This window comes from Candidatus Protochlamydia phocaeensis, from assembly GCF_001545115.1.
In the GTDB taxonomy this organism is placed as follows: domain Bacteria; phylum Chlamydiota; class Chlamydiia; order Chlamydiales; family Parachlamydiaceae; genus Protochlamydia_A; species Protochlamydia_A phocaeensis.
This window is the reverse complement of record NZ_FCNU01000018.1, coordinates 1-6,074: the sequence shown is the minus strand read 5'-3', so window position 1 is coordinate 6,074 and position 6,074 is coordinate 1. Positions and strand designations below refer to the sequence as shown.

General features: G+C 35.7%; 6 protein-coding genes. 3 read left to right on the top strand and 3 right to left on the bottom strand.

Translation table 11 applies throughout. The annotated features are described in order from the left end of the window. Positions 1 to 269: 269 nt before the first annotated feature. Positions 270 to 452 (top strand): hypothetical protein, encoded by a 183-nt coding sequence (locus BN3769_RS06210; RefSeq protein ID WP_068468685.1) that lies wholly within the window; start codon positions 270 to 272, stop codon positions 450 to 452. 9 nt (positions 453 to 461) lie between these two features. On the opposite strand, the gene BN3769_RS06205 is transcribed toward BN3769_RS06210, so the two are convergent. The 3 genes from BN3769_RS06205 to traD are packed head-to-tail and all read right to left on the bottom strand — an operon-like array spanning position 462 to position 1,721. Further along, on the bottom strand, positions 462 to 773 hold the full coding sequence (locus tag BN3769_RS06205; protein ID WP_068468683.1) for an HU family DNA-binding protein: 312 nt from the start codon (positions 771 to 773) through the stop codon (positions 462 to 464). Then, positions 754 to 1,260, bottom strand: coding sequence for a disulfide bond formation protein B (locus BN3769_RS06200; protein ID WP_068468681.1), 507 nt, complete (start codon positions 1,258 to 1,260; stop codon positions 754 to 756). Before BN3769_RS06200 ends, BN3769_RS06205 begins: the two co-directional genes overlap by 20 nt. 5 nt (positions 1,261 to 1,265) lie before the next feature. Continuing rightward, positions 1,266 to 1,721, bottom strand: a complete 456-nt coding sequence (traD, locus tag BN3769_RS06195; protein WP_068468679.1) for a conjugal transfer protein TraD — start codon at positions 1,719 to 1,721, stop codon at positions 1,266 to 1,268. 280 nt (positions 1,722 to 2,001) lie between these two features. On the opposite strand from traD, the gene BN3769_RS06190 reads away from it, so the two are divergent. Beyond that, positions 2,002 to 2,622 (top strand): MobA/MobL family protein, encoded by a 621-nt coding sequence (locus BN3769_RS06190; RefSeq protein WP_068468677.1) that lies wholly within the window; start codon positions 2,002 to 2,004, stop codon positions 2,620 to 2,622. A 36-nt stretch (positions 2,623 to 2,658) separates the two neighbouring features. Beyond that, positions 2,659 to 6,074: AAA family ATPase (locus BN3769_RS06185; RefSeq protein ID WP_079989434.1), on the top strand; the 3,416-nt coding region annotated here is incomplete at its 3' end.

Here is a 6,074-nt window from a genome sequence, read left to right as displayed (position 1 = left end):
TCGTTTCTTTAATTGCTAAGCCTTGGTTATAGCATTCATAAACTAAAAGACCATTTTTTATGATAGGATTTTCTAATAAGTTCATTTGAAATTGCTTCTCCGTATTAAAAATAAGTTCGGGGAAAAATAATCTTCTTTATGAAGGTTGATGTCAATAAATATTGAAAGGTCTTGTTGCGTTAAAATCTTTATTTTTCTCATTTCTAGAGAGTGGATTGAAAATTCTGGTACGCTTCTTGCAAAGTAATTAGTGTGCTTTGGAGGTTAATATGACTAAGAAAGATCTTCAGAAAGAAATTGCTCGATTAGAAACTTTAAATGACCACTTATTAACAGAGTTAGGCTATATCGATCAATTGATGCGTTTAGTAGGTTTCAAAGATGGTGTTGAAACAGTCAAAGTTACCGCTTTAGAGTTATGCGAAATGGAAAATGAAAATTTAGATCAGTAAATTAGAAGATCATTTTTTTAGACGTTTTTTCATTTCTTTTCCGGGGGAAAATTTAACAGCTAAGTGAGCAGGAATAACAATGGGAACATCGGCTTTTTTGGGGTTCCTGCCAATTTTTTGCTTTCTTTTAATTACTTCAAAAATGCCAAAGTCTCTAAATTCTAAGCGTTCACCTTTAGCTAAAGTTTGTATAATTTTATCTAGAAAAGCTTGAATGACTTGACGGACGTCATTGGGATGAATTTGTTTATCCGCTGCAATGCCGTTAATCAGAGTCTTTTTAGTGTTTGTAGCAGTTTTTTTAATGATTTCTTGTGACATAAGAAAGCTTTTTGATGGTTTTAAAGTTTAAAATAATTAAAGCAAAAAAAGAGAAAGCAGCATTATAGCTTGAAGCAGATAAGCCGAATAATTTCCAACTAATATTAGAGCAAGAAATTTTTGGCTGATCTAAAATTTCCATAAAATCTTCTATGCTAGTAATCTGTTGAGTAATTGCACAACGATCTGCAAGTAATCCGAATTGTACTAAGGCATGATAGCTAGCTACTCCAAATCCAATCAGAAAAAATAAAGAGATTGTATTGCGAATTGAGAAATTTAATTGTTGAATTAAACCAAGAGGAGAGATTGCAAATATCAAAATATAAACATAGCGCTGCCATTTACATAAATCGCAAGGCTCAACTTTTGCTATGAATTGCTGATAGAGTGAAAACATCAAAACTAAAGCAGAAATTATCCATAAGACAAGTAAAGTCTTATCAAAATTCCATTTTGATGTTTGATTTAAGGAAACTATAACCATGATATTTAATTGGCTATTTCCTCAATCTTATACTTGCTATTTTTCAATAAGGCTTCGATTTCTGATTTTTGCCCTTTACCATAGTATTCTTTTCTAAAGCGATTCCAAGAAAATTTATTTTCTTTCAATTTTTGCTTTATCTCTATACCTGGATCTTCTAAAAAGCATATGCTATAAACTTGATCAAAATGTTTAGATTGTGTTTTCGAAAATTCTTCTGCTAGATCTTTCCATTGTTTGAGTTTGCCATCGTTAGTATGTTTGGATATTTCAAGGAATGCTCCAAGCAATGCTTGCTCATCTAATTGGTCGATATTTGCTTTATAAGCTAACATTCCTATATCTTTGAATTTAGCAGCCCTTTTCTTTTTCTCTTGTGCCAATAAAAGCTTTTTTTTAAGCAAATTTTTCTCAATCTGTTCATCAACTTTTTTTTTCTTTTCTTCCAATTTGTTGAGCATAAGTTCCCTCGTGATCAAATTCAAATACTATGTTTCCTCGGATATTTCATATCCTAGCCAACAACAAAATTCGAGTAAACAAAAAAATATAAATTTGCAAAAAAATTAAGATGAGCAAAATGAAGATAAGAATTAAAAAGTATACGCAATAAGCAAACTATCGTTTGCATGCTTAAAGATATTCTCAAAGTACTGTACTACAAATTTTTATGAAAAATTCAGAAAATTCATTTGACAACAGAAAGATTTTAAACTAATTTTTTCTTTAATTGAGGTTGCGATGGCCATAGGATTTGCAAGACTAGAGTTTATTCAGAGATCATCTGGAAAAACAGCCTGCGTCAAAGCAGCTTACAATGCTAGAGAAAGAGTTTACTTTGAAGGAACAGCATTTGCAGAGTCAAAGACCTACGATTGGTCTAATAAAGAAAAGCCTGCTTATCATGATGTTTTGTTGCCTGATAACGTAGATCATTCTTTCAAATCAATTGAATTTTTATGGAATCGAGCTGAGCAAAAAGAAACACGCATTAATTCCATAGTAGCAATGGAAATGGTGCTAGCATTGCCAGATGATCAGGTCATTTCATTAGATGATAAAATTGAATTAGCTAAATTTTTTATAGATGAGCACTTTGTTAAAAAAGGATTAGCCGCTCAACTCGATATCCATAAGCCAGATCGAGTCATTTCTCTTTCTCCTCAAACAGGTGAAATCGAGAATTTAGAGCATAATTGGCATGCGCATATTTTGATCACTACACGACGGTTTAAAGAAAATGGGCTAGAATTTGAAGACCATAAAGCACGCGATTTAATGAATGACATGAGAGGCGGGCATGTTAATTTTGGTCCAAATTGGGGAAAAATTTGGGGTCAGCATCAGAATTTTTTTTTTTAAACCAAAGGATTAGATCTTCGCGTAGATGAAAATGGAGTGATTTCACAAAAGCATTTGGGCCCAGTTCGGGTGAGAGGGCGAGCATTTGCTCTTGAAGAAGAAAACCAACTTCTTTCTTCTCTTAATCAATTCGAATCAAAAGATCCCGAAAAGATTTTATCCAAAATAACGGAAACAAGAAGCGTCTTTACCATTCAAGATGTTGAATCATTTCTACAAAAACATATTGAATCTGATTTAATCGATGAGGTGCGAGAGAGATTTTGGAAGCAGGAAAAAATTATCCAATTGGTAGATCCAAAAATCAGACAGGCAGTAGATAAATTTTCAACGTTTGAAGTTTTAGAAGAAGAAAAGCAGATCCTCCGTTTGGCAGATAAAATTCATCAAGCATCGGCTTTTAAAATAAAAACCAAGACTTTAGAAAATAACTCCTTAGAATTAAATACAGAACAAAAACGTGCTTTTGAAAATATTATCCAAGGACAAAGACTAAGCTGCATTGAAGGACACGCAGGAACTGGAAAAAGCTATCTTTTATCTTCTTTGCGGGAAGCTTATGCTAGCCAAGGATATACAGTCAGAGCTTTTGGACCAGACAATGCGACCGCAGAAGTATTAAAAGAAAAAGGTTTTTCAACATCTGAAAATATCTATCGCTTTCTATTTTCTCTCCATCATGGAAAAAGAGAAATTGCCCAGGGAAAAGAAGTTTGGATTCTAGATGAATCTTCAAAACTTGGTAATCGTCCGTTACTTGAATTTCTCAAAGAAGCAGAAAAGAATCAAGTTCAGCTTATTTTTTCCGGCTGTTCATCCCAACTTCCTTCTGTGGAAAGAGGAGGATTTTTCAAAACATTTTGCGAGCGCTTTGAAGCGGAAGAGCTAATCGAAATTCAAAGACAAAAACAGATAGAACATCGCCAAATGGCGAAAAATTTAGCACATGGGAATATGGCCGTTGCCATTGATCACTTAGCTAAGTTACAGGGATTAAAGTGGAGCGAAACAAAAGAAGAGTCCATCGAAAAGTTAATCAAAAGCTGGGCAGCTGATCAGGCAGCCTTCCCAAAAAGTTCTTATCTTATTTTAGCACATACAAATGCGGAAGTTCGCATTCTCAATGAAATGGCGCGGCTTTACCGTCGAGAAAAAGGTGAATTGGGAGAAGCCGAATATGTCTGCAAAGCACAAGAGGGGAAAAAAATTATCGTCAACGTAGGAGATAAGATTGAATTCCGAAAAAATGATAATGAGCTTGGTGTTAAAAATGGAATGATAGGGACACTAGTAGAAGCCTCAAAAGAACAATTCATTGTGGCCCTTCAAGATCAAGGCAGAAAAATTTCATTTAATCCAGAGACCTATACAGGATTTCAATTAGGGTATGCGACAACTTATAATCGCTCACAGGGACAAACAGTAGATAGGGCCTATGTCCTGCATTCGCTTCAGATGAATAAAGAAAAATTCTATGTGACCCTGACAAGACATTGCCACAAAGTGAATCTATACGCTTCGAAGAATGATGTTTCCAGCATTGCAGATCTTAAGCGACAAGCTTTTCGCAAAAACCCCAGAGAAAATACTTTAGCCTATACCACCGAAGGCCAGCTTAAACAGCAAGAAACTAACCTTGAGCGAGCAAATACGATTGAACAGTTAAAAGAATCTACCTCGATTCTAAAAAAGGTAAAAGGATATGCGCTAAACGCTTGGGATAACGTGATTGGAAGGGTGCAAGAGCATAGGCAGCATTCCAAAGATCTTCTTCCTAGCCAAACGTTCTTTAATCCCCATTTGAAAGAAGAAGTGATTAAAGGTCAGGTGATTCAAATTCAGGATCACCATTTTGACTACAACATCAATAAGCAAGAAATCCAACATACATTTACCAAAATTTTGGAGAAAGCAGAAGCTTTTTCTGCACTCTCTTTAGCCAAGAGAAATCCATCGAATTGGAGCCAATTAACCGAGCAAAATAAAGCACTTCTAGAAAAGTACTATCAAAGTGTGAATGAGTCTTCTTCACTCTATGTGGTGGTCAAATCGGAAGCTGGAAGTAAAGATTTTAAACAGTCCCCTCATTTCAAAGATTGGCAAGTTGCATGTGCAGTAAGAAATGCCCATGCTTGTGAAGTGCTAAAAAGCTGTCCTAAGGCTTTTATTCTCGAAGCGATAGGAAAAGAAGCTTTTGGCGTATTGCAGGAAAGAGCATTTAAGCACGATAGTATTCAACATGCATCTCAAACGGATCTAACGAAGCAATTAAAAGAGCGCTTAGATACTTTGCTCTTTCGGCTATTCCCCGATGGTCCAACTGGACGTGATCATAAAGGTTTGAGATTTGGATCGAAAGGATCTTTATCTGTTGTTTGCAGGGGAGAGCAAGCAGGTTATTTCTATGACTTTGAGAAAGGAGAGGGAGGAGGACCTCTTAAGCTTGTTCAAAACACCCTTAATCTTAGTCCAGATGAAGCAAAGGACTGGGCAAGAGGATTTTTGGAACAGAAAGAGCTTAAAATCCCTTCTCATTTTAATTTTAAACAATCTTCTAAACCGCTTGATGAGTGGAAAAGTTTAAAGCCAGATCCCAATCATCCAGCTCCTCATTTGGAGCACCTTTCAAAGGAATTCAGCCATAAATACAATGAAGTGACCAGGCATGCTTACTGCGATGAAAAAGGAGGATTGTTATTTTATGTTTTGCGACTAGTTGAAAAAGACAATCCATCAAAGAAAATTACACCACCTCTTAGCTATGGACAATGGCAGGGTGCTGACAAAGCAACTTGGAGCCTGAAAAACTACAAGAGTGAGAATCGGCCTCTCTACCATCTGAACTTACTCAGTCAAAATCCCTTAGCTAAAGTTTTAATCGTTGAAGGCGAGAAAACAGCCGATGCTGCGCAAACATTGTTTGCTGATAAAAACATGATTTGTGTGACGTGGCAAGGAGGCGCATCAGCCGTTAATAAAACGGATTGGACCGCTCTTTACGGCAAAGAAGTTATCATTTGGTCCGATAATGATGAAGCAGGCTTTAAAGCATCGAAAGATCTTTGTAGAGAATTGAGAAAAGTAGGTATCAAATCTTTGAGTGTAGTCAACCAGCAGGAATTAATTAAAAGCTTCCCTCAAAAATGGGATTTAGCAGATTCGCTTCCCGCTAACAAGAAAGTCCAAGACCTTAAAGATCTGATCATCATGGCTCATGAAAAAACCATTGGCATAGATGGGATTTCCTCTTTATGCACCATAAACGATATATCAAAGATTGAGACAAAAGAGATACTTTGGCGAATAGAAGAAAGATTATGGCCAACTCTCGAGGAAAAATATGGTGGTCGGATATGGGAAACTAAGCAAGAAATTATTAATGAAGTAAGCCGATTATCTTCACAGCAAGTTCATTTAAAACAGACTATTCAGAAGGATTATCAATTGAGTTC

What these genes read in the sequence shown, in the direction of transcription:
- BN3769_RS06210 (WP_068468685.1), top strand. Translation starts at nt 270, where the DNA reads ATGACTAAGAAAGATCTTCAGAAAGAAATTGCTCGATTAGAAACTTTA.
- BN3769_RS06205 (WP_068468683.1), bottom strand. Translation starts at nt 773, where the DNA reads ATGTCACAAGAAATCATTAAAAAAACTGCTACAAACACTAAAAAGACT.
- BN3769_RS06200 (WP_068468681.1), bottom strand. Translation starts at nt 1,260, where the DNA reads ATGGTTATAGTTTCCTTAAATCAAACATCAAAATGGAATTTTGATAAG.
- traD (WP_068468679.1), bottom strand. Translation starts at nt 1,721, where the DNA reads ATGCTCAACAAATTGGAAGAAAAGAAAAAAAAAGTTGATGAACAGATT.
- BN3769_RS06190 (WP_068468677.1), top strand. Translation starts at nt 2,002, where the DNA reads ATGGCCATAGGATTTGCAAGACTAGAGTTTATTCAGAGATCATCTGGA.